We start from the raw sequence: 26,433 nt of genomic DNA, 5'->3' as shown, positions 1-26,433 counted from the left end.
CGGTCGTCTGGCGGGGCGGGACGGGCCGTCAGGCGGGACGGGCCGTCAGGCGGGACGGGCCTTCAGACGGGCTCGGCCGCGGCGGCGAGCACCGTGGCGATCGTGCGGGGGTGGGCCAGCACCCGGAAGTGTCCGCCCGCGTGGAGGCGGACGTTGACGGCGCCGGGCAGTTCGCTGCCCTCGGGGATGTGCGGGTCGAACTCGCCGAAGACCGAGGTGATGCGGCCGTTGACCGACTCGTCCCGCGCGAGCAGCATCGTCGTCGCGTCACGGGGCGAGAAGGCCCGGAGCGCGGGCAGCACCAGCCAGGTGGCGTAGCGCGACCCCGAGAACGGCGAGCAGACGGCGACCATCGAGCGCACCCGCCGGGTCTCGTCGAGCAGCGCCATGACGTACTTGCCGATCAGGCCGCCCTTGCTGTGGGCGACGATCACGACGTCGGTGAGTCCGTGGGTGAGCAGGTACGCGGCGACGTCGCGTGCGGTGGCCTCGACCGGACGGCTGTTCCAGCGCAGGTCGTCCAACACGTGCACGGGATGGCCCTCGGCGTGCAGGCGTTCGATCATCGGTCGCAGGAAGGACCAGGTCTCCCACACGCCGGGGATCACGAGCACGGGCCGACCGGTGCCGCCGAGGTAGCGGTCGGGGTCGCGCGGACTCGTGACGGCGCGCAGCTGCCAGACGGCGGCGTAGGCGTAGTCCTGCACCCACCACACGGCGTGACGGACGAGGACGCGGAGGTGGGACACCACCCGACCCTAGGCCCGGACCCGGCCGGGTGCCGAGATGTCACGACGTGCCGCTCACCTGTAGAGGTGAGCGGCACGTCGTGACATCTCGACCGGTCGGGTCAGGCGCTGTCGGGGTCGAGGACGAGCGTCGTGCCCTCGAACAGGTGCTGGGCGTCATCGATGACCTGGAGGCCCTGGTTCATGAAGAGGAGCGCCGAGACCGAGATGCCGAAGCGCTGGGCGACGACGTCGATGAGGTCGTCGGGTGCGACGGTGTACCGCTTGGGTGCCCCCGACGCCGTGGTCGCCTCGAGCGTCCCCGAGGCGAAGGCCACCGCACCCGAGTCGACCGGGACGATGTTCGTCTGCCGCGGTGGCACCGACCAGGCGACCGGGGCGACGGCGAGCACCTTGCCGGCCGAGATCTCGACGGGGACGTCCGAGGAGGTGCTGGTCGAGTGGACGACGAGCGTCGAGAGGTACGAGGGCTGGCTGATCGAGCCGAAGCTGCCCGAGGCCGCCGTCGGGGTCGTGACGGACGCCCCGAGCTCGACGCCCCCGTCGCCGCCGTACGTGACGCCGTCGCCGACGGACGGGGCGACCTGGTAGAACGCGACCCCCACCGGGACGGGCAGGCTCGAGGTGGCGTTCGTGAGCTCGGTCGCGTAGGTGTCGTCGCCTCCGGCCACCACGCGGTAGTGCAGGTGGATGCTGCCCTTGGGGGAGGCGAGGTCGCCCTCGGCGACGACCGTGCCGGCCGCGACCGGGGTGATGAAGGGCGCCGGCACGGCGGCGTCCTGCGGCGGAGGGGTGGCCGCCCGGGGCGAAGGCGTGGCGGAGGCCGTCGGGGTCGGCGACGGGGTCGCGCTCGGGGTGGGCGTCGAGGTGCGGGCGACCGTGGTCGGGCGCGTGGACTCGGTCGGGGCGCCGGCCGCGAGCGGGGCCGAGTCGCTCGTGAACAGGACTGCGCTCACGACGACGGAGACGAGGGCCGTGGCGGCGACGACGCCACCGATGATCGCGAGACGGCGGCGCCCGGACCGGGGTGCGGGTCCGTCGTCCTGGTCGTCGTCGGTCGCGCTCGCCGGGTCGGCCGACGACGCGGCCGCGGCACCGGCCGTGCCTGCGGCGCCGCGGTGCGACCATGCGACGAGCCGGGGTTCGGTGCCGTCGGGCGCGTGGTCCGCGGCGGGGTCGTCGCCGGTGTCGTCGCCGGTGTCGGACGCGCGGGGCGCGAAGAATTCGTGGCCGGGCGTGACGTCGTCGTCGCCCGCCCCTGGTGCGTGTCGTGCCATGGTGCCCCCTCGGCGATGATCCTAGGGGACGGGGTGGGCCGGGTCGAGACCGATCGGTCCGGTGCCGGTGCCGGCACCGGGGCGGGTACGAGCCTGGAACAGCCTGTGAACCCCGGCGGTGGGCGGATGCCCGGCCTACCGTCACGGTAATACCGGGTCAGTCCGGTCGACCCACAACCAGGAGGTACGTCATGTCCGTTGGCGACAAGGCAAAAGATTTCGTCCAGAAGGCTGCCGGCAAGGCCGAAGAGGCCGTCGGCAAGCGCACGGACGACGAAGAGCTCACGAAGCAGGGCCAGAAGGACCAGCACATGAGCGAAGAGCGTCTCGAGACCGAGAAGGCCAAGGACGACCTCGGCCAGAGCTGATCGTCCCGCCGACCCCGGTCGGCACCCCGAAGGGCCCGACATCCGCGGATGTCGGGCCCTTCGTCGTCCGCCCGCGTCCTGGACGCGGGCCTAGCCGGCGTCCGGCTCGTGCCGGAAGAGGTGCCGCTGCACCGCGAGGGCGAGCGCCCTCAGAGCCGTGGCGTCCTCGGTCGAGAAGCGCCGCGCCTCCGTGTCCATGACGCAGAGCGCGCCGACGCGCTGACCGTCCGGGGCCTCGAGGGGGTAGCCGGCGTAGAACCGGATGCCGGGTTCGCCTGCGACGACCGAGTAGTCGGCGTAGCGCGAGTCCAGGCTGGCGTCCTCGATCACCAGGTGACCGGTGCGTCGGATGGTCGTGTCGCAGAACGACTCGGAACGGGGCAAGGCCAGGGCGTCCGTCCCCGACACCGATCTCATCTCCTGGGTGTCGCTGCCGATCAGGGTGACCGCCGCGAGGGTCGTGCCGAAGAGCTGTCGGGCCCGGTCGGTGAGCTGGTCGAGTTCGGGGTCGTCGTCGGTTCCGCGGAGTCGCTCGAGTCGGTCGAGGGAGCGGAGGCGGGCCTTCTCGTCCGCCTGCACGGTGTCCTCGGCCGCCGGGCGCGCCGGGTCGAGACCGTCACTGATGTGCAGGGCGATCGGGGCGGCCCACCGGGCGTAGACGGGAGCGCTCTCGGCCTCGAAGGCGTGGCCCTCGGCCTCGGGCACGAAGACCATCGAGGGATGGCTGGCCACGACCCGCCGCATCACGTCGTTGAGGCGGACCGAGTTCCGGTCGACGAGGCGACCGAGTCGCGGCGGGAAGTGCGGGTTCACGGTGAAGGACGGGATGCCGAGCACGTAGGTGGTGGTCGCCGTGGGAGCACGGCTCGCGATGTCCGTCAGCAGTGCCGACAGGTCGTCGGCCCAGGTCGCGACGTCGATCAGCGACAGGGCTTCGTTCGCGCCGAACGACAACACGATGGCGTCGAAGCGCGCGAGGTCGATCTCGGCGACGGCCGCCGGACCCTGCCGGACGGTCATCCGACCGTCGACGACGATGTCGACGTCCGTCGCCCGCCCCGTCAGCGCCGACAGGCTGCGGGCCAGATGACCGGGCAGGCCGAGCTCGTGGGTCCGGACCCCACGACCTGTGGCCACTCCGTCACCCACCAGCAGCACGCGATCGGGGTCGGTGCCCGGCGCGTGCAGGTGGGGCGAATCGGTCGCGACGACGTGGCGCTCCCACGAGTGGGGGCTCGCGGTGAGCCAGGTCCGGATCAGAGGGCGGGCGAGAGCGTGGGTGACGGCGGACAGCATGGAGGCCTCGCATCGGCGGGAGAGATGCCGTCACGGGGACGGCTCGAAGAACCCCCCGTCACGCGATCGACGATGCTGGCCTGGTCCGACCGAGCGTAGGCAGGGACCGCCTCCTGCGCATCCCGACGGCGGGGGGCTTGACAACGCGCTTCGCGGAGAATCGTGCAGAGTGTGCAAAACGCAGGCCGATCGTGCTTCGGTGGAGGCATGAACCGCTCGTTCCGTTCCCTCGTCCCCGCCGCGGTCGTCGTGGCGTCCCTCGCCGTCGTCGTCTCGGGCTGCTCGTCGTCGAGCGGCCCCGAGACGACGGCGACCCCCACCGTGACCGTCACGGCCTCACCGACGCCCGGCACGTCGACACCCACCGCCGCCACCACGGCGACGCCGGGCCCCGACGGGGCCTCGGGAGGCGGTGGCGACCTGGGCGACGACGCCACGGGCGACGCGTCCTCGCGGTGCACCGTGGGCGAACTCACCGCCGAGATCGCCGACGGGGGCGGGGGCGCGGCCGGCAGCTACGGCGTCGCCATCATCCTGACGAACAGCGGCCAGCGCTCCTGCACCCTGCAGGGCTGGCCCGGAGTCTCGTTCGTCGGCGACGGGAACGGCACCCAGATCGGTGCCTCGGCCGCGCTCGACCGCTCGTCCTCGCACGAGGCCCACACGCTCGTCCCCGGTGGGGAGGTGCAGACGATCGTGCGGATCGCCCAGACGGGGAACTACGACGCGTCCGAGTGCCGGCCGCAGGCGACGGACGGGTTCCGTGTCTACCCGCCCGGCTCGCTCGAGTCGATCTTCGTCCCCGCGTCGGGGTCGAGCTACGAGGCGTGCGCGAACGCGCAGGTGCAGCAGATGACGGTCAGCGCGCTGGCCACCTTCTGACGCCGCAGGAGTCCGGCCGGCATCCATCCGAGAAGACGCGGATCGTCCTCCCGTGGGCGACGGTTCGACGTCTCGGGGTCCCCTCGACGGGTGAGGTCATCCTCGAGGGGCACGGTCTGCGACCCGCGGAGGACGCGTGGCGACGCCGGGCGTTCGTACGCTGGCACCTCCTCGAAGGAGAGCTGCCATGACCGAGACCCGACTCGACCGCCCCACCGTGCCGACCGCCCGACGGCAGGGGGCCCGGGCCGGGACGGCGGCCCGCGCCGCCGGTCGGGTCGCGGTGGTGGCGGCCGGAGCCCTGGTGCTCGGCGGCCTGACCAGCCCCGCGCAGGGCTTCCTGCCCGAATGGCTCGGAGGATTCGCGAACTCGTCCGGTGGCTGGTCGATCCTCGTGTTCGCGCTGGTCGTGACCGCGCGGGCCCGTCCGGCCCTGTCGGCAGTGCTGGGTGCCGTGGCGTTCGTGCTGATGGTCGAGGGATACCGCCTCGTGTCGGGGTGGCGCGGTTTCCCCTACGACGAGCCGTTCCAGAACGTCTTCACGATCCTCGGACTCCTCGTGGGCCCGGTCATCGGCGTCGGCGCCGCCCTCCTCCGATCGTCGTCGCCCACCTGGCGGACCCTGGCAGTCGCACCGCTCTCGACGGTGCTCGTGGGGGAGGGACTCTACGGGCTCGTCGTCCTCGACCAGGGACCGGGGGCGATCTACTGGGTGATCCAGCTGGTCCTCGGCGCGGCCTTCCTCGCCTGGGGTGCGATCCGCACCCGGTCGTCCGCCCGGACGTGGGTGCCCGTCGTCACGGCGGGGTCGGTGGTGGCCCTGTCGATCCTGTTCGTCGTCGCGTACACGGCCCTTCCTCGCCTGCTGATGTGACCGGCCGGGTCGTTTCTCCGACGGGACTCGACCCTCGCCTCCTGGGTGGCCGACGACGCCGAGGCCCGGGTCCGAGGCCGAAGCCCGGGCCCGACGCCGGTGTCGGTGTCGGTGTCGGAGTCGGCTATTCCTGGCCGGTGCCGCGGCGGGGTGCCGCGATCGGCGTGGGACGGGGGCGGCCGTGACAGGAGTCAGGATCTGCCGACGGGGTCGGTGCCGGGGCGGGGTGGGCTCACGACCGGCCCGCGCCACGGGGTCCGACCGGTACGGCCCACGACCTAGAGGCGGGCCTCGGTGCGTCGCGGCTTCAGACGGTCGGGCGCGTCGGAGGCGGCGACCCACTCGCAGGTGAAGGTGCCGCGGTAGCCGAACAGGAACCCGAAGCGGTGGTTGTGCACCTCGAGGTCGACGTGGAACGACTCGTCGTCGTCGGACCACCACTCGTGCAGCTCGGCCCGACCGCTGAACAGCATCGGGAAGCGGAACGAGACGGGCCCCTCGTGGAAGCGCTGCGCCTCGGATCGCAGGACGAGGCCGCCGCGGTCGTCGACCGTCAGGTCGAGGTCGACCGCGAGGTGCTGGTGCGTGCCGAGGTAGTCGAGCACCCGCCCACGGTCGAGCACCATCGTCGCGTCGAAGCGGACCGGGCGTCGGCCCGCGCGCCGACGCGGCACGCTGTACGAGCGGACGAAGGTGACGGTCTCGCGTCCGAGCCCGTCGCGGTACGGGTAGTTCTCGATGACGAAGGGCACGTCGTGGCCGACGTCGGGCACGAGGATGTTGCGCAACCGCCCGATCTGCAGGAACGGCACGGTCCACCACGGGCCCCGCCGGATCGACGACATGACGCCCCGGCCCACGCAGGCCTCGCCCGAGTCCAGGCCGACGCCGAAGCGCCGCTGCATCATCGGGTGCAGGCGGGTGAACTCGTCGCCGAGGGCCTGCTCGAAGATCGAGGTCATCGGGGTGACCGCCTCGCGGGGTCGGGCAGCGTGGCCAGGGTGACCGGCGCCTCCCGCAGGTGGTCGCCCGCGCGCGTGCCGCCCGCGGGCGCACGAAGGGTGCGGGAGGCGCGGGGGCGGTCTCGACGCCAGAACGCGAGGGCGCTGGCGAGCGGCCACCGCTCGGGTTCGTGGCCGGTCTCGAGCCAGAGGCGCAGGCGGTCGAAGCTGAACGCCGTCGCCCAACCGAGCAGCGGACGCACGACCAGGTCGAGCGGACCCCAGCCCGAGTCGTAGTCGTACCCGGTCACGAAGCGGGTCCGCCCGTCGGCCGTCGGCAGGTAGCGCCAGTAGCCGCGCCCGGCCCGGATCGGCGAGAGGACGTCGTCGGTCGCGAACCGCAGGGCCGAGGTGCGCGAACCGTCGGCGCCGTGGCGCTCGCCGATGCTGACGCCGGTGCCCTCGACGGTGTGGACGGGCGTGCGACGGACGTAACGGAACGGGGTCGACCCGTCGGCTCGGGGCGGCCCCGGGGTGATGCTCGAGAAGCGGACGTCCCAGCGGACGTGCTGCGCGGGGTCCTGCGTGGCGGCCCAGACCCGGTCGAGGTCGGCGTCGATCACGGTCTCGACGTAGATCTGGCGTTTCCCCACGAGGGCGAGGCTAGGGCATGGTGACGGCCGGCGGAACGCCCCGGTACGCGGGTCGTGGCCGGTTCTAGGCTCACCCCATGGACGAGAGCTTCGAGACGGTCCGTGACGCGTTCGGGGCGGCGGCGCGATGGTTCGCCGAGACGGTTCACGAGCTCGACCGGCCCCCGGCCCCGTGGGAGGCCCCGGCCCTCGGCGAGTGGAGCCGCCGAGACCTCGTCGGGCACACGTCGAGAGCCCTGCTCACGGTCGAGCAGTACCTGCGGCCCGGGTCGTCGGATTCCGACCGCCGGAGCGTCGACTACCACCGGGCGGTCCGGGGCGGCCGCGCCGATCCGGACGAGGTCGCCGAGAGGGGTCGGCAGGCGGGACGCGACCTCGGCGTCGACCTGCCCGAGAGCGTCGACGTGGTGGTGCGACGGGTGACCCGTCTGGTGGCCGGTCGGGCCGCGGACGCACGGGTGGAGACGCCGGTCGGCGAGTGGCGGCTCGAGGCGTACCTGCCGACGCGCGTCCTGGAGCTCGTGGTCCACACGAGCGACCTCCGGACGGTTGGCGGGCTCGACGGGCCGGCCCCCGAGGTCGCGAGTCGTCAGGCGCTGGTCGTGCTCGGCGCCCTCGTGGCCGATGCTCCGTCGGCTGACGCACCGCGCCTCCTGACGGCCCTGACGGGTCGCTCGGCGCTCGCCGCCGGGTACACGGTGCTCTGACGGCGCTGCCGATTTGCCGCGGAACGCGTCGAGCTGAACGGCCGTCGCCGACCCGGCGTCAGGGCCTGGCCCCTGGGGTTCAGCACGCCGACCAGCAGCCGAACGGCAAGGGTGTCGTCAGATCGGCGTGGGCGATGCCCACGGCTGCGGCGACGCCGGCCGCGGCGAAGAATGCTGCCGAGATCCATCGTTCCCGCAGGCCGTTGGCGACCGCGAGGAGCGCCCCTCCGACCAGGACGTCGGCGAGCACGGCGCAGACCGTGACCTGGGCCAGGGACTGGGTGTCGGGGCCGCCGACGAAGGTCTCGGCAAGCGTGCGGACGACGCCGGCGACGATGGCGATCCCGCCCAACAACCCGGCGACGATGCCGGCCGTGAAGACGAGTTCTTCGGCAAGAGGTTCCAGACGGAGCAGCCGTTGGTGACGACGCGAGCCGAGATGGCCGAGGAGGTCGTCGTCGACCTCGTCGGGCAGGACCAGGTAGCGACGGACGGCACGCTCGGTCTCGAACCCTCGCAAGGACTTCTCGAGGCTTCGGCGCTCCCGAGCGTCGAGTTCGTCGGGGTCGTGCGCGCCCCATCGACCCGCCTGGTCGGGCATGCCTGCCCGGCGGTAGAGGTCGCGAAGCGCCTCCCGGTACGCGATCTCGCGCGGTTCTCGCCGGGCCCATACGAGCAGCGAGTCCCATGCGCCGCGGTGATTGCCGTCGTCGAACTGCGCCGTCGCACGCGCGATGACGTCGCTGCTCGATCGAGTCGACACGGGTCGCCTTCCGATGGGGGGCTGCGACATGATGCCACGGCTCCGCGCTTCATGACGCGCACGACGGCACGGGCTCGCATGTGCCCGATACTGAACACGTGGCGGGCGAGGTGGTCGGGTTGGGGCGGGCCGTTCGCCGTCGCCTGCGCGAGACGACGTGCCTTGCCTGCGGGCACGCGTGGGAGGAACACCCGGGTGGTCACGTCGGAGCCGGCGAGGTCTGCGGTGAATGCGAGTACGAGCGGGACCACGGAGAGGTGCCGGTCGATCGTGCGCTTTGTCGGCTGACGGTACCCGATGCGATGTTCGCGCGTCTCACCCCACGGGAGCGGGACCGGGCGAGGCCCCTGGCGCGCCGACTCGGAGACCGCATCGGGCGGGGCCTGGCGCACGTCGTGGACGCCGTGCTCAGCGCATGGCCCTGAGTGGCGTCGTGACTGCCGGGGTCAACGCTCGCGCACGCAGCCGCCGTCGGCCGCGTCGCGACCGGGGCGCAGGCCGGGGCCATCGACGACCCGGGTTCGAGGTCGGTGTCGGTGTCGGCAATTCCGGGCTGGTGCTGCGGCGGGGTGCCGGGATCGCCGTGGGACGGGCGCGGCCGCGACAGGAGTCAGGATTTGCCGCCGGGACGATGCCGCAGCCGCGCGAGGCGAGCCAGGCTCGGCGTGCGGGCATGGACTGCGATCACCGCGATCCTCGGGGCTGCATGAGCTGCGTCTGCTGCCTTTGCAGCGTCGGCTGCGTCCGCTCTTCGACCCTGGGGGCCTCGCTCGTCTCCTGATCCGGTACGTAACGGATCAGGCTGGCGAACGGATGGCGGGGTCGCATCCTCGAAGGGAACGGCCGAGCCTGTCCTTCACGGATCACCGTGCTGGCGAGTCGTCGATCCGCTGGAACAGCACGTGGTCCTGCCAGCGGCCCGCGATCTCGAGGTAGGACGGGGCGATGCCGTACTGCTCGAAGCCGGACTTCCGCAGGACCCGTTGCGAGGCGACGTTGTGACGGAGCGTCCCCGCCTGGACGCGGTGGAGACCGGCCTCGCCGAACGCCCAGTCGACGGCCTCGCCGACGGCCGACGTCATGATGCCCCGCCCGTTGCGGTCCTCCGACAGCCAATAGCCGAGGTCGCAGGACCGGAACGGGCCACGGGCGATCCCGCTGAGGGTCAGCCGGCCCACCACGGCGCCCTCGTCGACGATGACGAACGGCTGCGCCTCGCCGCGGGACCGTTGCGCCAGCAGCGACGAGATGACCGACAGCTGCCCCTCGGGCGTGAAGTAGGCGTCACCGCGCACGGGGTCCCAGGGAGCCAGGAACTCACGGTTGCGCGTCAACGCTCGTGCCAGCTCGGGGGCGTCTCGCGGGTCGATCAGGCGGAGGTGGGAGGACATCGGTTCACGCTACCGCCGGCGAACGACGGCGACGGGCCTCGACGCCGCCGGAGTCGACGCGCTACGAGCGCTCGTCAGGCCACGGCCCCATCGCGTTCAACCGGGCGAGGAACTCCTCGAACCGGGACGGGTCCGTGCGCCCACTCAGCGTCTCGCCGAACCACACCGTCCAGATCGCGTCGACCCGGTCGCCGGTGATGCCTCGAGCCACGATCAGCTCACGCACCATCGGGACGGCCTCGAGTTCGTACTCGTCCCAGGGAGCGCCGTCCTCGGCCCCGGGCTCCAGTCCGTACGGGTCGAGTGCGTTCAACTCGACGAGTACGCGGTCGACGAGGTCCCGCCAGGCCTGGCTGCGGCGCGGTTCGCCGACGTTCGCGTCCCGTCGGCGCGGGAACCCGCGGAATCCCCTCACCACGGTCGATGCTTTCGGCGTTCAGGCCCTCAGGCCCTGGGCCGGTCGAAGCGGGCACCGGCGGGCTTCGGGCCGAGCAGCGACAGGATGAAGAGGACGAATCCGCCGAGGTAGGGCACGAGGTTGATCAGCTGCAACCACCCGCTGAGGTCGATGTCGTGCAGTCGTCGGGCTCCGAGGGACAGGAACGGCACGATCGTCCCGAAGAGGAGGACCGCGAAGACGAAGCCGAAGGGGATGAAGCCCGGCCCGGGGTTCATGGTCCCGTCGTAGTCCGTCGTGCTTCCGGGGATGCCCGCGAGGAACCCGACGATGCCGAGCACGATGTAGAGGATCGTGTTCGCCAGGACGACCCACCAGTACTCGCTCCGGCTCGCCCGCCCCGAGAAGTCGGCGTACTTCTGGAAGAACCGCTTCACCGCGGCGACCGGTCCGGCACCGTAGAAAGGCGCCCAGAGGGGGACGCCCCCTCCCTGGCCTGAGACGGACCCCTGCGGCGGCTGGCCGTACGAAGGCTGACCGTAGGAGGGCTGACCGTACGAAGGCTGGCCATGGGCGGGCGGTGCGTACCCGGGCTGCTGGTACCCGGTCGGCGGCTGCTGCGGCTGCTGCGGCGGGTAGTTCATCGGCGGCGGCATGGGCGACCCGTACGGCGCCTGCTGCCCGTAGGGCGAAGGCGTCGGCTGCCCGGCTTGAGGCTGCCCGCCCTGGGGCTGCCCGCCCTGGGGCTGCCCGCCCTGGGGCTGCCCGCCCTGCGCCTGCTGCCCGTACGGCGGCACCGCCCCGTCCTGCTGGTCCGCTCCGTCGTTCCTGTCGGTCATGAGATCCCCCTCGTCCGTGCCGCCCACCGCGACCCCGCCACCCTATCGAGGCGCCGCCTCGCCCCGTCGTCCGGACGACGACGGCATGCCGGGGGACCAGGAGGCGCGGTCCAGCACCGAGGACGACCCCGTCGTTCGATCGGTCGCGCCCACCCCCTGAACACGATCGAGTGGTCCCGAATCGTCCGTCGTCGTTCGACGGCAGACGGAACGGGACCACTCGACCACCACCGGAGGTGTGCCTAGCTGGCGAGGTTCAGAACCGCGTAGTCCGCCTCTTCGGGCGTGAACTTCTCGCCGTACTCACTCGTCAGTTGGTCGCGGATGGCCTCGGGAGACATCGCCATGGTCTCTTGGTAGGACTTCGCCTTGGCGAGGGCATTGGCGTTCCAGTCCGCCTGGATGGTGTCGATGGCGTATTGGGCGGCTTCGGGCGTGAACTGGCCGCCGTACTCGGAGACGAGTTGGTCGTAGATGCCTGCCTTGCTCATGTTGAGCATGGAGGAGTAGCTCTCGGCCTGGATCAGCGCAGAGGCGTACTCGACCGGCACCGCGGGGGCCACGGGCTCGGGTGCCTGCGTCTCCTGGACTGCTTCCGTCGTCTCGCTGGGGGCTGGGGTTGCCACGTCCTCCACGGGAGCCGAACTCTCGACGGCAGCAGCGACGGGGGCATCATCTGACGCACCGCTCAAGGCTGCGCCGAGGCCGAAGGTCACGCCCACGGACACGATCGTGGCGACGGCGCCGAGCACGACGCCTGTGACGGCCATGCCCTTCGACTGCTGCTTGCGAAGGGCGAGCACCCCGAGCACGATGGCCGCGATGCCGACCAAGGCGCCGAAGACGGGGACGAGGCCGAAGAGGAAGGCGCCGATGCCGACGACGAGCGCCGCGATCGCGAGACCCGCGGCTTTCTTCACAGGTGGGCCTTGGGGCGGGAGGGTCGCGGTGGCCGTGGGGTAGGCGGTCGGGTCCGCGGAAGGCTGGTTCGGGTCGGTCTGGTAGGGCCCTGAGGCTCCGTACCCACCGGTATCGGGTGTGGTCATGTCGAGATGATGACAGAGCCGAGAGTTGCTCTTCTTCGCTTTTCGGGCGGGCATCGGGTGACGCCGAGGACGAAAGAACGACTCACCCGCGATCGAGTGGGCAGGTGTCGTCCTTCATCCACGAACGGAGAGCACCTACCGCCCACTCTGCAGGCAGCGCAGCGCCGGGAGGAGCGCGCGGGGGGCGATCAGGCGGCGGGGGCGCGGGCGGGCGGGCGCGGGGTCAGCCCCAGCCGCCGAGGTAGGCGGCGACGCTGGGCTCGCCCGCCACGGGCGTGAGCCAGTCCACGGAGGCGCGGTGCGAGACGAACGCGACGCCCGCCCCCCAGCGTCGGGCGCGCAGGGCGGCGCGACGCGACTCCACCGTCACGAGCGCGAGGCCCGACGGGTCCACCAGCTCGACCGTACCGAGCGACCCGACGCCGACCGCGTCCGTCGTCGTCCGCAGGTCCCGGGCGACGTCGTCCCCGAGCCCGACCGCCGCGGCCAGCGCCTGCACCCTGGCGTCGTCCGAGCCGCCGGCCTCCACCGCAGGCAGCACCCGGACGGGCCCGTGGAACGTCACGACCACCCGCGCGCTCCCCAGCCCCGCCGCCGCCGCGCCCGTCGACCGGCCGAGCACTCGCTGGTCCGCCTCGAACACCGTCGCCACGTCGTCGGGCACCACGACAGTCACGTCCGGCATCGCCGCCAGCACGCTGTCCACCGCCACGAACGCCGCACCGGCCGAGATCGGCGTCCCGGCGGCGGCGACCAGCTCGACGCACACGTCCACGGCGCGACTCCGCACCCCGAACCCGCGGGAGCCACGCACCGCGATCAGGTCGGCGAGGCGCAGGGTCTCGCCGTTCTTCTCGGCCTGGCGCCGCGCCTCCTCGTCCTCGCGAGTGCCCGCCGAGGCCGCCGCGCCCGCCGAGCCCGCCGAGCCCGCCGAGGCCGCCGACCCCGCCGAGCCCGCCGAGCCCGCCGAGGCCGCCGAGCCCGCCGAGCCCGCCGACCCGGAACCGGCACCCGCCGAGCGCCCCGCCCAGTCCGGCCCGTCGTGCCACGCCACGGCACCCGGCACGTGCGCGAAGACGCCGCCGGCGAGCCAGGCGCGGTGCGCCCACTCCCAGTCCTCGCCGCCGTAGCTGGTGAACGACTCGTCGAAGCCGCCGACCTGGTCGAAGAACCAGCGGGTGCAGCAGGTGACCGCCCCGATCAGGTGGCGGTACGACCGGTCGTCGGCGTGCAGTAGGTCGGCCGACCAGCCGTAGGCCTGCTGCAGCCAGCGCGGCTGCTCGAGCTCGTGGGCGGGCCCGGCCACCTCGACCGGTTCGGACACCGGCACGGCGACGTCGCCACCAGCTTCAACCCCAGCGCCAGTCCCACCGCCAGCCCCACTGCCGCCGTCACCGCTCAGCACCCCCGCGAAGTCCGCGTGCTTCCGCTGTCCGACCGTGACCGCCTCGGGGGCGAGCGCCGGCAGCCGGGTCAGCCGCAGCACGTAGTCCGGCTCGGGCGACGTGTCGGCGTCGACGAAGCACAGCACCGACCCCGACGACGCGGCGACCCCGACGTTACGGGCGGCCGAGAGACGGAATCCGCGGTCCTCCTGCACGATCAGCCGTACCCCGTCGGGCACCGTGGGTGCGGTCGGCGACCCGTCGTCGACGACGATCACCTCGAGCCGTTCGGCCGGGTAGCTCTGGCGGGCGAGCGCCGCCAGCGTCCGGTCGAGCTCGGCCTGCTGCCGGTAGTGGACGACGACCACCGAGACGAGCGGCGGCAGCTCGGGCCACATCCCGTCGAGGGCGTCCCACGCGTTGCCGACGACGAACCGCCCGCCGGCAGGAGGCGCGGTGCCGGTCGCGTCGGACACCGGCGACCCGGCGTCGCGGCTCACCAGCGCACCCCCTCGGCCCACCACGCCGCGTAGGCGTCGGCGACCTCGTCGAGGCCGGGCAGGGTGCGGGCGTCGTCGTCGAGCCAGGTCGACGCCGGGTCGGCCAGGGCCGTGGAGATCGCGGCCGCCAGCCCGTCGTCGGGGTAGAGCGTGAGCGTGCCCGGCCGCAGCGTCGCCATCTCGCGCGAGTACCTCGTGTCGGGCACGAGCGGTCGTCGCCCGGCCGCGATCCAGGTCGCGATCGATCCGGAGGCCGACACGTGCTGGTGCGCCGCCACGGGCACCGATGCCCGCCGGGCCCGGTCGAGCAGCGTCGCGTCGTCGAGGTAGCCCGTCGCGCCGAACGGCACGCCGAGCGCGGCGGCCTCGTCGACCAGCTGCTGCAGCTCGGCTTCGTGACCCGAGGAGGCGCGGCCCAGCGCCACGACGCCGGTCGCGTCCGACTCCGGTCGCGTCGCCCCGCTGCCGTCCCGGTCGCCGGCGTCGTGCCGAGCGGCCCCGAGTCCGGCCACGGCCGCCACGACCTCGGCGTGCCCCTTGCCCGGGTAGAAGAACCCGATGACCGCCACGTCGCCGTCGGGCTCGGGTCGGGGGCCCGTCAGCGGATGCCGGTCGACGGGCAGGGGGATGACCTCGACCGGGCCGTCGAAGCCGACCCACTCGCGCAGGAGGGATCGCTCGTGCTCGCTGTTGACGACGACGCCTCGCGCGGCGGCGACCACGCGACCGTAGGCCTCGCCGCGCCTCCTCAGGTTGCGCTCGCCGTCCGACGGCTGGGGCAGGTCGTGCAGGGTGACGGTGAGGGCCGTCGCGTCGGCCAGGTCCTCGACGACGTCGGCCGCGGCCGACGGAGAGGGGCCCCAGAGCCGGTCGGTGAACTGCAGGTGCGCCCGCGGCACGGTGACCTCGACGGTGTCGGCGTCCGGCACCTCGAGCAGGTCGGCGACGTCGAGGGAGAGGTGCCGCCCGGTGCGGGCCTCGACCGTCGCGGCGATCTGGGCCGCGTAGGTCGCGACGCCGTGCTGCGGATCGTGGTGCGTGACCACCACGGGCAGCTCGGCGAGGCCGCTCGTCGCCGCCGCGCCGTCCCGCGCGGTCGAGCGGGCCGAGTCGCGCGCGGTCGCCTCGCGGGCCGAGGGGTCGACCGCCGCCCCGCTCACGACGCACCCCACAGCGCGAACGTGTCGGCGTGGCGGGCCAGCGCGGCCTCGACCGCGTCCGGGTGCTCGGCGTACCAGGAGAGGTGCGCGCGACGGACCTCGTCGGCGTCGACGCGCTCGCCACCGACGACCCAGTGGTCGGTCGGCTCGTCGTCGAGGCCCCAGGCGTCGATCACGGCCTGCTCACGCGGGGCGTGCACGCTCGCCAGCACCGGTCGGCCCGGGTCGACGACGTGCTCGGGCAGGCCGAGGCGTTCACGGACGCGCGAGGCGAGGGCCGTCCAGACCGGGTTGCCGGGGTGGTTCAGGGTGCGCATCTGGTCGAAGCGCGGCGTGCCGGTGCCGTCGGTGCCCGCACCGACCTCGAACAGGTCCGAGGCGACGACGGTGTCGTGGGCGACCTCGCGCTTCCGCAGTTCGGTTAGCGACAGCTCGGCGACCGACCGCACGACGGCGGGCGTCAGGGCGTCGGCCGGGAGCGGCCGCCCGGCGGCCTCGGCGATCAACCGGACGTCGTGGTATTCGACCACGGGCGGGACGAGCGAGACGTCGCTCGGCGGGCGGACGATGACGTGCGCGGGGTAGAGGCCCGCGAACCGGACGACGGGCACCCGGACGACCCGCGCCTCCCGGGGCAGCATCGCGGCCAGCTGGGCCGTGCCGAGCGGGAGGTCGTGGTAGTCGTCGCGCACCGGCTGCGAGACGAGCAGGCCGGCCCGGCCGAGCCACCGCTCGAGCTGCGGCAGGTCGGCGGTCGTGAGTTCGTGCACGGGTGGCATGCGGACGGTCGTGAGGCCCGCGCCGTCGAGGAAGATGCGCAGCGACTCGGCCTGGCAGTTGCCCACCACGAGGGCGATCGCCCCGTCGCCCTCGGGCTCGCTCAGACCGTAGAAGTCGCCGTAGTGACGGGTGCGGCCGTCGGGTTCGGTTCGCTGTTCGGACATGCTTCCCTCCGGCCCGCACTCGGAACGGACAAAGGGGGTCGCGCGGGCCTATGTTGAGTCAACAGCGACTTCCCCGGTCGCGTCATCCTTTCCCGCCGCCAGCCCCGGCACACCTCACCCGCATCGTCGCGGGTGCTCGTCGTCCCGCGAGACAGGCCCTGTGCCCGTCCGGCACGGCGAGCGACCTGATCACGCCGAGGAGGCCCCGATGACCCATGACGCCCCGACGTCGCCGTCGACCACGGCCCCGACGTCCGTCGTGCCCGTCGTCGTCGCCCCCGTGGCCCCGGTCGCCCCGATCCGCGTCGCGTCGGTCCCGGCCGGCCACCCGTACGTCCGTTCGCTGCTCGACCCCCACGACCCCGCCGGTCGCGTCGTACACCTCGCCGACCCGCTGCCCGATCCCGCCGAGCCGGCCCGTTGGTGGCCCCCGGTCGTGCTCGACGCCGACTGGCTGCGGGCGCACGCCCACGAGGTCGACCTGCTGCACGTGCACTTCGGCACGGAGTCGTACCCGGCCGAGCACCTCGCGGCCGTCGTCGAGACCCTGCGCGACCTGCGCCTCCCGCTCGTGTACACGGTGCACGACCTGACGAATCCGCAGCTCGTCGACCAGGCGCCCCACCTCGAGCACCTCGACGTGCTGATCCCGGCCGCCGACGAGTTAATCACCCTGACCGACGCCGCCGCCGACGAGATCGAGGCTCGTTGGGGGCGCCGCCCGACCGTCATCGCGCACCCGGCCATCGCCGACCCCGACGCCGAGCTGCCCGTCGGCACACCCGGTGACACGGTCGTCGTCGGCGTCCACCTGCGCGACCTGCGGCCCAACGTCGCAGGTCTCGAGACCGTCCGCACCCTGCTCGCCGCGGTCGCGGCCCTGCGCGCCACCGGTGCCGCCGTGGAGGCGCGGGTCGACCTGAACGAGCGCGTGCGCGACCCCGAGCAGGCCGACCGCATCCGCGAGCTCGTCCGTGCCGCCGGCCCGTCGGCGACCCTTGCCGAGCACCCGCGCCTGACCGACCCCGAACTCGAACGGTCGCTCGCCGACCTCGACGTCTCGGTGCTTCCCTACCGCCACGGCACGCACTCGGGCTGGGTCGAGCTGTGTTGGGACCTCGCCGTGCCGGTCGCCGCGCCCCGCGTCGGCCACGCCGCCGCGCAGCACCCCGAGCCCGGCACGACCGCCTCGTTCGACCTCGACGACCCCGCGTCGCTCGCCGCCGCGGTGATCGCCCTGGCCAGCCCGCACGCCGTCGACGAGACGGCCGACGCGCACGACGACCCGGCCCGCGTGCCGGCCTCGCGTCGCGGCAGCCCGCAGCGTGCCGTGCTGCAGCAGCAGCGCCGGTCCGTGCGTCGACGACAGCGCCACGACGTGGCCGCCGCCCACCTCGCGGTGTACGAGCGCGCCCTCGCGACGGTCGCGGTGGTGACGGCGTGACCCGCGCCTCCCGGTCCCTGCGCATCGTCGTGGTGGCGCCGCTGCGCTACCCGATCCGCGAGCCGTTCGCCGGCGGTCTCGAGTCGTCGGTGCACCACCAGGTGCGCACCCTGCGCGAGCGCGGTCACCGCGTCTCGCTGATCGCGACCGAGGGGTCGGACCACCTCGACCAGAGCCCGCCCGAGTTCGTGTTGCCCGCCGTGGTCTTCGACGACCCGGCCGAGGCGACGGACACGACCTACCCCGACGGCTACCTCGAGCGTGCGCTGCCGGCCCTCGAACGCGCCCTGCAGTACGTCGCCGACCACGCCGACGACTACGACCTCGTCGACAACCACAGCCTGCACGGCGTCCCGCTCGCCCGGGCCGACCGCATCGGCGTGCCGATGGTCAGCACCCTGCACACGCCGACCCTGCCGGACATGCTCGCCGCGCACCGCTCGTCCGACGGCCCGCGCAGCCGCTTCGTCGCGGTCAGCGGTCACACCGCCGCCGCGTGGGCGACCGAGGGCGTCGAGGCGACCGTGCTGCCCAACGGCGTCGACACCGAACGCTGGGGCTTCGGCCCGGGCGGCGACGACCTCGTCTGGTCCGGTCGCATCGTCCCCGAGAAGGGGCTGCACCTCGCCCTCGAGGTCGCCCGTCGTGCCGGGCGTCGCCTCGTCATCGCCGGTCGCATCGGCGACGTCGACTACTTCGAGACCGAGGTCGCCCCGCACCTCGGCGTCACCGCCCACTACGTCGGCGAGCTGCGCCAGCCCGAGCTCGCGGCCCTCGTCGGCCACAGCGGCTGCGCCCTCGTCACGCCCGTGTGGGAGGAGCCCTTCGGTCTCGTCATCGCGGAGGCGCTGGTCACCGGCACGCCGGTCGTCTCGTTCGCCGTCGGGGGAGTCCCCGAGGTCGTGGCGGGTTCGGTCGGGGCCGCCCTGGTCCCCGCCGGCGACCTCGACGGCATGGCGCGCGCGGCCGACGACCTGTTGCGCCGGGTCGGGACGGACGCCGACGCCCGCCGCACGGTGCGGCAGGACGCCGTCGACCGGTTCTCGCTGCGAGCCCGGGCCGCCGTGCTCGAGCAGCTCTACGCCGACGTCGTCGCCTCGGACGTCCGTGTGCCCGCCCCGTCTGCCGTCGCCGCGGCGGAGGCGACCGTCGGGGGCGGTCGGCACCGCGCCTCCTCGTCCCTCGCCGGCGGCCTCTCGGCCGTGCGCCCGGCCGGCACGGGACGACAGGTCGTGACGGCGTGACCTCGACGGCCGCCCGCCCGCTCGTCGGCTGGTACGTACACCACCACGGTGCCGGGCACCGCACCCGGTTCTCGGCCGTCCGGCCGCACCTCGACGCCGACGTCGTCGTCTTCAGCTCGCTCGCCGCTCCCGTCGACCTGCCGACCGACACCACCTGGGTCGAGCTCGAGCGGGACGACGCCCCGACCACGGGCCCGGACGGCGTGGTCCGTCACCCGGCCGACGCGTCGCCGACCGTGGGCGGCCTGCTGCACTGGGCTCCGGTCGCGCACCCCGGGCACACCGCCCGTCTGGGCCGCATCGCCGCCACGATCGCCGGGGCCGCGGCCGCCGGGCGCCCCCTCGACGCGATGGTCGTCGACGTCTCGGTCGAGGTGACGCTGTTCGTCCGGCTGCTCGGCGTCGAGGTCGTCGTCGTCTCGCAGCCCGGCGACCGCACCGACGAACCCCACCGACTCGCGTACGACGCGGCGTCGCGCGTGATCGCCCCCTGGCCCGCCGGGACGCACGACTCGTCGGCGCTCGACCGCGTCGCCGAGAAGGTGCGCTGGGTCGGCGGGATCTCGCGGCAGGACGGCCGTCGGGCGTCGGTGCCCACCCCGGCCGTCGTGCCCGGCAGCGTCCTCTTCGTCGGCGGTGCCGGTGGCAGCGACCACGACGACCTCGCGGCCGCGGTCGCCCGGGCGGCCCGGGCCACACCCGGCACGACCTGGTCGGCCCTCGGCCTCGACACCTGGGTCGACGACCCGTGGGCGGCCATGGCCTCCGCCGAGGTCGTCGTGACCTGGGCCGGTCAGAACACCGTCGCCGACCTGGCCGCCCTCGGCGCCCGCGCCGTGGTCGTTCCGCAGACCCGACCCTTCGACGAACAGCTGACGACCGCCCGGGCGCTCGACCGGTCGGGCCTCGCCGTCGTGGCGTCGTCCTGGCCGGCCGACGACGACTGGCCGACGCTGATCGAGCGGGCTCGGGGTCTGCAGCCCGACTGGTCGACGTGGCAGGTCGAGGGGGCTGCCGCCCGCGCCGCCGCGGTGGTCGCCGAGGTGACCGGTCGTGGTGCGCGTGGCGTCGGCCCCGCACGCGACGACCTCGCCGTGGGCACGGACCTCGCCGTCGGCACCGACCTCGCGGGGGTCGCGTCGTGACCGTCGTCGTCGTGACGCTCGCGTCCGCCACCCGCATGAAGCACGTCGCGAACCAGTTGCGGTTCGTCCGGCAGGTCGCACCCGACGCCGGCCACGTGGTCGTCTGGCTCGACGAGACCCCCGCCCCCGACGTGCCCGCCCTGGTCGGCGTGACGACCCTGCACGTGCCGCCCGGTCCCGACGGCCTGCGCCTCGCCGCGGGGCGCAACCGCGGAGCCGACGCGGCCGTCGGCCTCGGTGCCACGCTGATCGTCTTCCTCGATGCCGACTGCGTCCCCGGCACCGACCTCTTCCGCCTCTACGAGCGGGCGGCCCACGACCACCCGGGGGCGTTGCTGAGCGGTCCCGTCACCTACCTGCCCGAGGGGTTCGTGCTCGGCTCGGGCGAGGGACTCGAGGGGGCGACCGCTCCGCACGCGGCGCGACCCGCGCCTCCTGCCGGCTCGACGGTCGTCGCCGAGGCCGCGGACTACCCGCTGTTCTGGTCGCTCTCGTTCGCGGTGACGCCGGACACCTGGGCACGGATCGGCGGCTTCGACGAGCGATACGAGGGCTACGGCGGCGAGGACACCGACTTCGCGTTCACCGCTCGCTCGCTCGACGTGCCACTCGTCTGGGTCGGCGGCGCCCACGCGTACCACCAGCACCACCCGACCTCGTCACCGCCGTGGCGGCACCTGGCCGACGTCGTGCGCAACGGCGGCCTGTTCGCCGATCGATGGGGCGAGTGGCCCATGGGCGGCTGGCTCGACGCGTTCGAGCGGGCCGGGGCCGTGCGTCGCACGACCGACGGCGGCTGGGCGCTCGTCGAGGGCGCGCCCGTCCCGCGCTGACGTACCGGGCCCGGCCCGGCTCGGCCCACCGGAGTCGCACCGCCGACTGAACATCGCACCGCCCACATCGACGGTGCGACGTTCATCCGGCGGTGCGACACCACCCCGAGGAGGCGCGGCGCGGTCGGGTCAGTCGAGCTTGCCCTGGTCGGACGACTTCTTGTGGGCGATGGCGTCGCGTTCGGCGGCGAGCGACGCGACGGTGGCCGGGTCGAGGGCGTCGTAGTCGACGAAGGGGTCGGGCTGGCCCGTCTTGTCGGCGACGACCGCCGAGTACGCCGAGACGGCGAGACGCAGCTTGGCGGTGGCCCGCCCTGCGCGCTTGCTCGACAGCGGTTTCTCCTGCATGACCTTGAGGTGGTGGTCGAGCGCCTCGACGAGGTCGCGGTGGGCAGTCTTGAGCTTTTTCGCCATGTGACGATCATGCCCACCCCGGGCCGATCTGCCAACACGGTCACGGCGGCGGGGACCGGCCGGGGGACCGGTCGGGGGACGAGCCGCGCGCCCGGAGGAGGCGCGGCCCGGTGCTTTCACAGCGGGCGGCCACACTGCCGTAACCTCCCGGGCGGACCATCAGGCATGATCTCGCTGACCGGAGTGATCCACCCCACCGACGAAGTGGCCGTGCTGCACGTCGTCGAGCAGAAGCTCCGGCGGCACTTCCCGGCGTTGAGCGCCGCGTCGGAGGTGCTCGTGCTGCAGGCCTGGGGCCTGCCCGTCCGCGTCACCGAACAGTTGGCGCGGCTGCGGCTCGACGTCGTCGTGGGCGACCGCGACGAGGCGGCCACGTTCCGGGACACGGTCGGTGCCGAGCTGCGCGGCTGGTCCGGCTCCGGCTCGTTGCGGGTCGACTGGACCGAGGACGTCCTGCCCGCGGTCGCGCCGGCCACGCTCGGCGAGACCGCCTGACCGATGCCGGCCCGGGTCGCCGCCGAGGCGACCTCCGGGGTTTCCCGGCCCGCGCCTCCTATGCTTCGTCTCGACGGGGGCCGCCCGAGCCCCTGCTCGCCGAGGGGGCGCGCATGACCGACGGACGCACGGAGCGAGCACCCGACGACGCCGACGGCTCGGTGAGCCGAGGAGGCGCGGTGCGCGAAGGCGGGATCGCCCGCCACGGTCGCCTCCGCCGGGGGCACCCCGCGGCGTTCGTCGCGAAGGTCACGGCGGCCGCGCTGGCCGTCGTGCTCGTCAGCACGGCCTCGGTCGCGGCCATCGCCACCTGGCAGGTGCTGCAGGGAGCACCGCCCACCGTCAGGCTCGCCGGGCCCGACGGGTCGTCCGCCTCGCCCGTGCCGCAGCTGACGGCACAGACCGGCGAGGTGAACCTGCTGCTGATCGGCACCGACACCCGTGAGGGGCTGGGTGCCGGGTTCGACGACGCCGCCAACCAGCAGGCCAGCTCGGGGGCGGGCAAGAACGACTCGACGGTGCTCGTGCACATCTCCGAGGACCACACGAACATGGCGGTCGTCAGCTTCCCGCGTGACCTGATCGTGCCGATGCCGGCCTGCCCGAACGACGACGGCACGACCAGTCCGGCGACGTCGGGCGCCATGCTGAACACCGCGCTGGGCCGGGGCGGACCGCAGAACGGGCTCTCGTGCGTGGCGCAGACGATCGGCCAGCTGACCGGGCTGCAGATCGACTACGCCGGGTCCATCACCTTCGAAGGGGTCGTGTCGATGGCCGACGCCGTCGGCGGCGTCGAGGTGTGCCTGGCCACGCCGATCCGTGACACCGAGGTCCAGCCCGCGCTCGACCTTCCGGCCGGCACCCGGACGTTGTCGGGAGCCGAGGCCGGGGCGTTCCTCCGGTCGCGCTACGGGGTCGGGGACTCGAGCGACCTCGGGCGCATCAGCAACCAGCAGACGTTCCTGTCGGCGTTGGCCCGGCAGACGGTGTCGGCGGGGACGCTGACCGACCCGACCAAGGTGCTGGCGATCGCGCGGGTGGCGTTCGCGAACATGACGCTAAGCGACACCCTGGGCGACGCGTCGACACTCGCCAAGCTCGCCCTCGCCGTGAACACGGTCGGGCTGTCGAACATGGTGTTCGTGCAGTACCCGGCGGTGGACGACCCCGCGGACCGCAACCGGGTGCTGGTCGACGAGGCGTCGGCGTCGATCCTGAACGAGGCGTTGCAGCGCGACCTGCCGCTGGCCCTGTCGGCGGACAGCCTCGGGCGGTCGGCGGTGCTCGATCCGGACGCGGCGGCCCCGAGCTCGCCGGCGGCGCCGTCGACCGGGGTCCCGGACGAGCCCACGACGCCCGCGACGGACGCGGTGCCGACGGACGGAGCGGCTCCGGTGCCGACCTCGGCCGCCCCCACGGCCGCGGCACTGCCCGACGACGTCTCGGGTCAGTCCGCCGACCAGGTCACCTGCGCCGCGAAGCGCTGACTCCGGCCGTCTCGTGCTGCGGTCCGGTCGGACGGGAACTCGGCTGGTGCTCCGGGAACGAGGTCGCGATGTCGCCCTCGATCGTGACGTGGGCGTCCGGACGGTTCGCCTGCCGGATCAGTGCGCGAGGGTGTCCTTCGGATGCTCGCCGAAGCGGGCCAGGTAGGCGGCCGAGAACCGACCCATGTTCCCGAACCCCCAGCGGCCGGCGACGTCCGAGACGAGGGTCGTCCCCGGATCACCCGCGAGGAGGTCCTGACGTACCCGGTCGAGGCGGACGTGTCGGAGGTACTTCGACGGGCTCGAGCCCAGGTGTTCGTTCATCAGTTGCTGCAGGGTCCGGGTGTGCATGCCGGCGGCGGTGGCGATGTCCGCCGACGAGATCGCCCGATCGGCGTAGGCGTGGACGTACTCGGCGGCGAGCCTCAGGCGTTTGGTGCGTTCGGTGCGCAGGGTGTCGGGGACGTCGACCGCCCGCCAGGGGAACAGGTCCAGCAGCGTCCTGACGATCGCCGTCTGGGCGGAGTGCCGGGCGAGGGGCGGGGTCCGCGGGTCCACGATCGTCGGGGTCGCCGTGCCGAGGGTCCGGTGCCAGGCGGCGAGGGCGACCTCGCTCGGGACGGCGGCGTAGTCGAAGACGATCCGTTGTGCCGGTCCGGCATGACGTTCGGTGGCGACCTCCTCCAGGAAGGCGCCGTCGATGTGGACGATGCCGTGCCGGTGGGGTGTCATGGCGAACGAGAAGGACGTCTCCGTCGGGGTCAGGAAGGGCCGGGCGCCGACGCTGGTCAACTGACCGGAGGGGTGGTCGACGGTCACGGAGCCTTGCTGGAACCAGGACACGACGTAGTCACGGGACCAGGGGATCGTGCCCTGGAGGTGGCCGGTGAAGGTGCCGGTCTGCAGGGCGAGTCGGGCGTCCCCGGCGGAGGCGAAACGGAACGCGAACGGCTCCGGGCCGAGGCGTGCGCGGAAGTCCCGGCCGGCGAGGACCGTCTGCAGACAGTCACGCGCCTCCTCGGCGTCGTCGCTCGACCACGTGTCCCGACGGAACTCGTCGGGTGCGCGCTCGTCCGAGGACGGTCCGGTCGCGGGCATGTAGGTGGTGGGCACGGTGATCTCCTGGTCCTCCTCTCGTTCACGGACGCACGCTGGTGAGACGTGGCCTCAGCAATGGGGACGAGGGCCGAGCAGAGTTCGTCACGGATCGCCGACGGGAGGTCTGACGGCCACGATGCCGCATCGGCGAGCATCTGTCCCTACCCCAGAAGACGTGCCCCACTCCGGCGGACGTGTCCCGCCGCCGGCCAGGAGATCGCCTGAGGGCCCGCGGGACAGCGGGCCTCAGGGTTTGAGGGCCTGCACGCTCGAGGGGTCGGGGCGGGGTGTCGTGGCTCAGACGTCCCGGCCGAAGCAGACCGACTCGGCCGATCCGACGTACGGGCCGAAGAGGGGGATGCTCTCGTAGCCCTCCCGCTCGTAGAAGCGGATCGCGTCCGGTTGGAGGATGCCCGTCTCGAGCACGATCCGCCGCGTGCCGAGGTCGCGAGCGGCGTCCTCGAGGGCATGCAGGACGGCGGCCGCCACCCCGGAGCCCCGCGCGTCGGGCGAGACGTACATGCGTTTGACCTCGGCCGTGGCCGGCCCGACCACCGTGTCCGCCAGGGGGCGCAGACCACCGCACGCGATCGGGCGGCCGTCGTCCGCCCGGGCGACGAGGAACACCGGGACGTCGGCTGCCGACGGCGGTGTGCCGGGCTCGTGGTCGTCGCTTCCGTACCGGGCGTCCAACTCGACGCGTTGGGCGCGGCGGAGGCGGTCGGCATCCGGGTGGTCGAAGGGGGTCGCACTGATCGTCCAGCTCATGGGGGTCCTTTCGTGACAACCGTTACGGTAACAGGCGTTACGATGCCTGGATGAGCAGATCGCGAGATGTGACCGACACCCGGCGGCGTCTCTCGGACGCCGTCTTCACGACCCTCGCCGAGCGGGGGCCGACGGGTCTCACGCTCCGGGCGGTCGCCGAACGAGCCGGATGCACGACGGGCCTCGTCCTGCACACCTTCCGCGACAAGCAGGCCCTGCTCCTCCATGCCCGAGACGTGCTCCACGAGCGCACCCGCGAGCGCTCGGACGCCCTCGAGGGCGATGCGGACGATCCGGTCGCGGCCGTTCGTGCCGTCGTCCTGGGGACCCTGCCGACCGATGACGAGCGGCTCGCCGAGGCGCGCGTGTGGGTCGGGTTCCTGGCGGCAGCGCTCGACGATCCCGTCCTGGCCGAACGGCACGCCCGCAACAGCCGCGCCTTCGCCGATCGCCTGACCCGGTTGCTCGAGATCGGTGATCCCGGCCGTCACGACGAGGCGGTCACCCGGGCGGCGGCCCTCGTCGCGGCCGTGGAGGGGGTCTCGAGCCTGGCGGCGGGCGACCCCGACCGGTGGACCACGGCGCGTCAGGTGCAGGCGCTCGAGTTCGTCCTCGCCGCCGCCGCGCCGTCGGGCCCGCCGCGATGACCGGTCAGCGTCGCCGGTAGCGGCTGCCGTCGCAGGTGTGGACGGCCGAGTGGTCCGAGAGCATGTGCAGGTTGTACGTGGCGCAGTCGACGAACGTCCCGATGCTGATGATCGAGGGCGAGCGGCGCAGTTCGCCCTTGGAGGGGCCGTCGGAGCCGATGCCGGCCCGGTGGACCATCCACTCGATGTCGCGGGCCTCCTGGTCGAGGTAGCGCATCACGGCCTCGTTGTCCTCGTGTTGCCCGATGTACCCACGGGCGATCGTGCTGCGGACGATCCGCAGCGCCGGCGCGAGCGACTTTCCCGGCGCCGCGCTCAGGCCCCCTGCCTGGTACAGGAGTCGCCGCGTCCCGCTGCGGCGCATGGCGGGCACGAGCGATCGGACGAAGGTCGTGTTCACCTGCCGCTCGCGCTGGGCAGCCGCGTCCCCGAGCATCATCACGACGGCGTCGACGCCGTCGAGCAGGGCGTCGAGGTCGAGGTCGTCGTCGAGTGAGCCCTGTACGACCTCGAGGTCGTCGTGCTCGATCGCGAGCTTGCCGGGCGTCCGCGCCAGGACGCGGAGCCGGTGGCCGGCGTCGAGGGCCAGTCGTGTGAAGTGTTGCCCGGTCTGCCCCGTGGCGCCGAGGACCAGGAGGGTTTGTCGATTCGTCATGGCCCCAATGTAGGCGGTGTCTAGAAAG

Annotated in this window: 28 protein-coding genes; 11 read left to right on the top strand and 17 right to left on the bottom strand. The window is 73.4% G+C overall.

Translation table 11 applies throughout. The annotated features are described in order from the left end of the window. Positions 1–62 precede the first annotated feature (62 nt). Together SJY14_RS14130 and SJY14_RS14125 are read right to left on the bottom strand one after the other, a co-directional pair. Positions 63–749: an alpha/beta fold hydrolase gene (locus SJY14_RS14130; protein WP_071255302.1), complete on the bottom strand. Its 687-nt coding sequence runs from the start codon at positions 747–749 to the stop codon at positions 63–65. Positions 750–850: 101 nt separating this feature from the next. Continuing rightward, a complete protein-coding gene (locus SJY14_RS14125; RefSeq protein WP_396599209.1) occupies positions 851–2,026 on the bottom strand; it encodes a LysM domain-containing protein in 1,176 nt (391 codons plus the stop codon). A 191-nt stretch (positions 2,027–2,217) separates the two neighbouring features. On the opposite strand from SJY14_RS14125, the gene SJY14_RS14120 reads away from it, so the two are divergent. Continuing rightward, positions 2,218–2,394: a CsbD family protein gene (locus SJY14_RS14120; protein WP_143048571.1), complete on the top strand. Its 177-nt coding sequence runs from the start codon at positions 2,218–2,220 to the stop codon at positions 2,392–2,394. A 90-nt stretch (positions 2,395–2,484) separates the two neighbouring features. On the opposite strand, the gene SJY14_RS14115 is transcribed toward SJY14_RS14120, so the two are convergent. Next, the gene (locus SJY14_RS14115; RefSeq protein ID WP_396599208.1) at positions 2,485–3,690 is read right to left on the bottom strand and encodes a GDSL-type esterase/lipase family protein; all 1,206 of its coding nucleotides are present in this window, start codon (positions 3,688–3,690) and stop codon (positions 2,485–2,487) included. Positions 3,691–3,897: 207 nt separating this feature from the next. Between SJY14_RS14115 and SJY14_RS14110 the strand changes: the two genes are divergently transcribed. Beyond that, the gene (locus tag SJY14_RS14110; protein ID WP_071255008.1) at positions 3,898–4,572 is read left to right on the top strand and encodes a DUF4232 domain-containing protein; all 675 of its coding nucleotides are present in this window, start codon (positions 3,898–3,900) and stop codon (positions 4,570–4,572) included. A gap of 187 nt (positions 4,573–4,759) precedes the next feature. Beyond that, positions 4,760–5,446 (top strand): DUF6518 family protein, encoded by a 687-nt coding sequence (locus tag SJY14_RS14105; RefSeq protein WP_071255009.1) that lies wholly within the window; start codon positions 4,760–4,762, stop codon positions 5,444–5,446. A 278-nt stretch (positions 5,447–5,724) separates the two neighbouring features. Here the strand turns inward: SJY14_RS14105 and SJY14_RS14100 are convergent, their stop codons facing one another. Both SJY14_RS14100 and SJY14_RS14095 read right to left on the bottom strand, forming a co-directional pair. Then, complete coding sequence (locus SJY14_RS14100; RefSeq protein WP_396599207.1) at positions 5,725–6,408, bottom strand: DUF4166 domain-containing protein; 684 nt, start codon at positions 6,406–6,408, stop codon at positions 5,725–5,727. Beyond that, positions 6,405–7,040 (bottom strand): SRPBCC family protein, encoded by a 636-nt coding sequence (locus tag SJY14_RS14095; RefSeq protein WP_396599206.1) that lies wholly within the window; start codon positions 7,038–7,040, stop codon positions 6,405–6,407. The genes SJY14_RS14100 and SJY14_RS14095 overlap by 4 nt, the downstream gene beginning before the upstream one ends. Before the next feature lie 77 nt (positions 7,041–7,117). Here SJY14_RS14095 and SJY14_RS14090 point away from each other — a divergent pair, with 77 nt between their 5' ends. Further along, a complete protein-coding gene (locus tag SJY14_RS14090) occupies positions 7,118–7,747 on the top strand; it encodes a maleylpyruvate isomerase N-terminal domain-containing protein (protein WP_396599205.1) in 630 nt (209 codons plus the stop codon). A gap of 79 nt (positions 7,748–7,826) precedes the next feature. On the opposite strand, the gene SJY14_RS14085 is transcribed toward SJY14_RS14090, so the two are convergent. From SJY14_RS14085 to SJY14_RS14050, 8 genes are all read right to left on the bottom strand, one after another. Then, a complete protein-coding gene (locus SJY14_RS14085) occupies positions 7,827–8,510 on the bottom strand; it encodes a hypothetical protein (protein WP_071255018.1) in 684 nt (227 codons plus the stop codon). Between the two features lie 863 nt (positions 8,511–9,373). Further along, entirely contained in the window at positions 9,374–9,901 is a 528-nt protein-coding gene (locus SJY14_RS14080) for a GNAT family N-acetyltransferase (RefSeq protein WP_071255021.1), read from the bottom strand. 61 nt (positions 9,902–9,962) lie between these two features. Then, on the bottom strand, positions 9,963–10,319 hold the full coding sequence (locus SJY14_RS14075) for a hypothetical protein (RefSeq protein ID WP_071255023.1): 357 nt from the start codon (positions 10,317–10,319) through the stop codon (positions 9,963–9,965). A gap of 26 nt (positions 10,320–10,345) precedes the next feature. Further along, positions 10,346–11,137: a DUF805 domain-containing protein gene (locus SJY14_RS14070; protein ID WP_255364167.1), complete on the bottom strand. Its 792-nt coding sequence runs from the start codon at positions 11,135–11,137 to the stop codon at positions 10,346–10,348. Positions 11,138–11,379: 242 nt separating this feature from the next. Then, positions 11,380–12,057 carry an Ltp family lipoprotein gene (locus SJY14_RS14065; protein WP_255364168.1) on the bottom strand — a complete coding sequence of 226 codons (678 nt, stop codon included), beginning with the start codon at positions 12,055–12,057 and terminating at the stop codon, positions 11,380–11,382. A 349-nt stretch (positions 12,058–12,406) separates the two neighbouring features. After that, a complete protein-coding gene (locus SJY14_RS14060) occupies positions 12,407–14,068 on the bottom strand; it encodes a glycosyltransferase family 2 protein (protein ID WP_396599204.1) in 1,662 nt (553 codons plus the stop codon). Then, on the bottom strand, positions 14,065–15,228 hold the full coding sequence (locus tag SJY14_RS14055; RefSeq protein ID WP_396599203.1) for a hypothetical protein: 1,164 nt from the start codon (positions 15,226–15,228) through the stop codon (positions 14,065–14,067). The genes SJY14_RS14060 and SJY14_RS14055 overlap by 4 nt, the downstream gene beginning before the upstream one ends. Beyond that, a complete protein-coding gene (locus tag SJY14_RS14050; protein WP_396599202.1) occupies positions 15,225–16,172 on the bottom strand; it encodes a WcbI family polysaccharide biosynthesis putative acetyltransferase in 948 nt (315 codons plus the stop codon). The genes SJY14_RS14055 and SJY14_RS14050 overlap by 4 nt, the downstream gene beginning before the upstream one ends. Positions 16,173–16,380: 208 nt before the next feature. On the opposite strand from SJY14_RS14050, the gene SJY14_RS14045 reads away from it, so the two are divergent. Genes SJY14_RS14045 through SJY14_RS14030 form a run of 4 tightly spaced genes read left to right on the top strand, consistent with a single transcriptional unit; the run spans position 16,381 to position 20,838 of the window. Beyond that, on the top strand, positions 16,381–17,616 hold the full coding sequence (locus tag SJY14_RS14045) for a glycosyltransferase (protein WP_396599201.1): 1,236 nt from the start codon (positions 16,381–16,383) through the stop codon (positions 17,614–17,616). Beyond that, positions 17,613–18,860 carry a glycosyltransferase gene (locus SJY14_RS14040; protein WP_396599200.1) on the top strand — a complete coding sequence of 416 codons (1,248 nt, stop codon included), beginning with the start codon at positions 17,613–17,615 and terminating at the stop codon, positions 18,858–18,860. Before SJY14_RS14045 ends, SJY14_RS14040 begins: the two co-directional genes overlap by 4 nt. Next, positions 18,857–20,005 carry a glycosyltransferase gene (locus tag SJY14_RS14035; protein ID WP_396599199.1) on the top strand — a complete coding sequence of 383 codons (1,149 nt, stop codon included), beginning with the start codon at positions 18,857–18,859 and terminating at the stop codon, positions 20,003–20,005. Before SJY14_RS14040 ends, SJY14_RS14035 begins: the two co-directional genes overlap by 4 nt. Next, on the top strand, positions 20,002–20,838 hold the full coding sequence (locus tag SJY14_RS14030) for a glycosyltransferase family 2 protein (RefSeq protein WP_396599198.1): 837 nt from the start codon (positions 20,002–20,004) through the stop codon (positions 20,836–20,838). Before SJY14_RS14035 ends, SJY14_RS14030 begins: the two co-directional genes overlap by 4 nt. A 129-nt stretch (positions 20,839–20,967) precedes the next feature. On the opposite strand, the gene SJY14_RS14025 is transcribed toward SJY14_RS14030, so the two are convergent. Continuing rightward, positions 20,968–21,252, bottom strand: coding sequence for a hypothetical protein (locus SJY14_RS14025; RefSeq protein WP_071255032.1), 285 nt, complete (start codon positions 21,250–21,252; stop codon positions 20,968–20,970). Between the two features lie 165 nt (positions 21,253–21,417). Between SJY14_RS14025 and SJY14_RS14020 the strand changes: the two genes are divergently transcribed. Beyond that, positions 21,418–21,747 carry a hypothetical protein gene (locus SJY14_RS14020; protein WP_071255033.1) on the top strand — a complete coding sequence of 110 codons (330 nt, stop codon included), beginning with the start codon at positions 21,418–21,420 and terminating at the stop codon, positions 21,745–21,747. A gap of 113 nt (positions 21,748–21,860) precedes the next feature. Further along, a complete protein-coding gene (locus tag SJY14_RS14015) occupies positions 21,861–23,237 on the top strand; it encodes an LCP family protein (protein ID WP_396599197.1) in 1,377 nt (458 codons plus the stop codon). Between the two features lie 117 nt (positions 23,238–23,354). On the opposite strand, the gene SJY14_RS14010 is transcribed toward SJY14_RS14015, so the two are convergent. Then, positions 23,355–24,350, bottom strand: coding sequence for a helix-turn-helix domain-containing protein (locus SJY14_RS14010; protein ID WP_396599196.1), 996 nt, complete (start codon positions 24,348–24,350; stop codon positions 23,355–23,357). 282 nt (positions 24,351–24,632) lie between these two features. Then, a complete protein-coding gene (locus SJY14_RS14005; protein WP_071255036.1) occupies positions 24,633–25,103 on the bottom strand; it encodes a GNAT family N-acetyltransferase in 471 nt (156 codons plus the stop codon). Positions 25,104–25,153: 50 nt separating this feature from the next. On the opposite strand from SJY14_RS14005, the gene SJY14_RS14000 reads away from it, so the two are divergent. Further along, positions 25,154–25,750, top strand: coding sequence for a TetR/AcrR family transcriptional regulator (locus SJY14_RS14000; protein ID WP_396599195.1), 597 nt, complete (start codon positions 25,154–25,156; stop codon positions 25,748–25,750). 4 nt (positions 25,751–25,754) lie between these two features. Here the strand turns inward: SJY14_RS14000 and SJY14_RS13995 are convergent, their stop codons facing one another. Further along, entirely contained in the window at positions 25,755–26,405 is a 651-nt protein-coding gene (locus tag SJY14_RS13995) for an NAD(P)-dependent oxidoreductase (RefSeq protein ID WP_396599194.1), read from the bottom strand. Positions 26,406–26,433: the final 28 nt, after the last annotated feature.

Source organism: Frigoribacterium sp. R86507, from assembly GCF_044597695.1.
Lineage (GTDB): Bacteria > Actinomycetota > Actinomycetes > Actinomycetales > Microbacteriaceae > Frigoribacterium.
Note: the sequence above shows the minus strand (reverse complement) of the source record. Positions and strands in the feature narration are given on the sequence as shown.

Bases quoted from the DNA above. Each gene is read 5' to 3' on its own strand.
- SJY14_RS14015 (WP_396599197.1), top strand. From the start codon at position 21,861: ATGACCGACGGACGCACGGAGCGAGCACCCGACGACGCCGACGGCTCG.
- SJY14_RS14120 (WP_143048571.1), top strand. From the start codon at position 2,218: ATGTCCGTTGGCGACAAGGCAAAAGATTTCGTCCAGAAGGCTGCCGGC.
- SJY14_RS14080 (WP_071255021.1), bottom strand. From the start codon at position 9,901: ATGTCCTCCCACCTCCGCCTGATCGACCCGCGAGACGCCCCCGAGCTG.
- SJY14_RS14110 (WP_071255008.1), top strand. From the start codon at position 3,898: ATGAACCGCTCGTTCCGTTCCCTCGTCCCCGCCGCGGTCGTCGTGGCG.
- SJY14_RS14000 (WP_396599195.1), top strand. From the start codon at position 25,154: ATGAGCAGATCGCGAGATGTGACCGACACCCGGCGGCGTCTCTCGGAC.
- SJY14_RS14090 (WP_396599205.1), top strand. From the start codon at position 7,118: ATGGACGAGAGCTTCGAGACGGTCCGTGACGCGTTCGGGGCGGCGGCG.
- SJY14_RS14125 (WP_396599209.1), bottom strand. From the start codon at position 2,026: ATGGCACGACACGCACCAGGGGCGGGCGACGACGACGTCACGCCCGGC.
- SJY14_RS14115 (WP_396599208.1), bottom strand. From the start codon at position 3,690: ATGCTGTCCGCCGTCACCCACGCTCTCGCCCGCCCTCTGATCCGGACC.
- SJY14_RS14070 (WP_255364167.1), bottom strand. From the start codon at position 11,137: ATGACCGACAGGAACGACGGAGCGGACCAGCAGGACGGGGCGGTGCCG.
- SJY14_RS14045 (WP_396599201.1), top strand. From the start codon at position 16,381: ATGACCCATGACGCCCCGACGTCGCCGTCGACCACGGCCCCGACGTCC.
- SJY14_RS14105 (WP_071255009.1), top strand. From the start codon at position 4,760: ATGACCGAGACCCGACTCGACCGCCCCACCGTGCCGACCGCCCGACGG.
- SJY14_RS13995 (WP_396599194.1), bottom strand. From the start codon at position 26,405: ATGACGAATCGACAAACCCTCCTGGTCCTCGGCGCCACGGGGCAGACC.
- SJY14_RS14100 (WP_396599207.1), bottom strand. From the start codon at position 6,408: ATGACCTCGATCTTCGAGCAGGCCCTCGGCGACGAGTTCACCCGCCTG.
- SJY14_RS14005 (WP_071255036.1), bottom strand. From the start codon at position 25,103: ATGAGCTGGACGATCAGTGCGACCCCCTTCGACCACCCGGATGCCGAC.
- SJY14_RS14020 (WP_071255033.1), top strand. From the start codon at position 21,418: ATGATCTCGCTGACCGGAGTGATCCACCCCACCGACGAAGTGGCCGTG.
- SJY14_RS14050 (WP_396599202.1), bottom strand. From the start codon at position 16,172: ATGTCCGAACAGCGAACCGAACCCGACGGCCGCACCCGTCACTACGGC.
- SJY14_RS14025 (WP_071255032.1), bottom strand. From the start codon at position 21,252: ATGGCGAAAAAGCTCAAGACTGCCCACCGCGACCTCGTCGAGGCGCTC.